A 1,088-nucleotide genomic window follows, 5' to 3' on the forward strand; every position below is an offset into this window, starting at 1 on the left:
GCTTGCTGTGAGCCCTCCACTATGGAGTCCATGGGACAGAACGACATATCACCGGCCACAGCCGAAGCCGTCGCGACCCGCGAAGATCTCGTCCGCTACGTTGAGACCCTCCACGCAGAGCTGATCAACGGAGCGGTCTGGGAGAACGACCACCTGGAGCGCTTCTTGGAAGCGTTGGCCGCATGGATCAGAGCGTCCCCCGGCTACTACGCGAACACGGGTCGACCCGCCCCCGATGACGCCTCCTGGTCGTTCTTCGCCAACGCGCTGGGAGCGGCAAGGATCTACGAGTAGGCCGTGCCCGTTGCGTGCCCGTCAGCAGAGGGAACGAGGGGGACTCACGGGGAACCACGGGCAGCCGGACCGCTCCTCCGCAGGTCAGCGTTTCCCCAGCTCAGCGGCCAAGATCGTTAGAGACTTCCCAAGCTGACAATGCAGATCGCTCTATTCGACGCCAGCTTGCCTGGATCGTTCAGAGTTCAGCCAGTACCGAAAGGACGAACTCGTAGATTTGAGCACGGTGGGATCACGTGGCGGCTCAGGCCAGATCTGCAGGAAGTAGTGATCACCTATTTCGATCGCGACCTCTTCGTCCATACCTCTGACGTGGTATCGCAAGCGATATGTTCCGGGGCCGGCGGGCAGCGGAGGAAGAGTGTGTGTTGTTCCCCCTCCCCACTCCTCCAGAGAGATCCGCCCTGATGGGGACTCATAGCTGATCTCGACGATGTCTTCATAGCCATCGAGGTCAGCACCCGGATCCCGATCGGCGACAGCCACCGTGAACTCCACCGTTCCCCACTGAGGACCCACAACCAGGGAGGCCCTGCCTTTTTCGACTTGGATGATCCCTACAGGGTGGCCCGGCACGCCATCAAACTGGCCGTACGCGTCACACCCTTCATCCACGAGATAGACCTGGCTGTAATCCACCCCCACATCCAGCTGCTTGATCTGCACGACAGGAGTCTCATCTCTGGTCATGGGCGGGAAGCATAGACTTCGCCACCGACAAGATCACCTATTACTGAGCCGATCATAAGTTTTGGGACTATCGGCTCTACACAGTGATGTAGGCCAGATGAGGG

General features: G+C 59.9%; 2 protein-coding genes. One reads left to right on the top strand and one right to left on the bottom strand.

Annotated elements, in window-relative coordinates:
- The first annotated feature begins 30 nt into the window (after nucleotides 1–30).
- The gene (locus tag IEZ07_RS35255; protein ID WP_191898768.1) at nucleotides 31–294 is read left to right on the top strand and encodes a DUF7660 family protein; all 264 of its coding nucleotides are present in this window, start codon (nucleotides 31–33) and stop codon (nucleotides 292–294) included.
- A 150-nt stretch (nucleotides 295–444) separates the two neighbouring features.
- On the opposite strand, the gene IEZ07_RS35260 is transcribed toward IEZ07_RS35255, so the two are convergent.
- Nucleotides 445–960, bottom strand: a complete 516-nt coding sequence (locus IEZ07_RS35260) for a hypothetical protein (RefSeq protein WP_191898769.1) — start codon at nucleotides 958–960, stop codon at nucleotides 445–447.
- Nucleotides 961–1,088 lie beyond the last annotated feature (128 nt).

The organism is Planomonospora parontospora (genome assembly GCA_014647935.1).
GTDB lineage: Bacteria > Actinomycetota > Actinomycetes > Streptosporangiales > Streptosporangiaceae > Planomonospora > Planomonospora parontospora.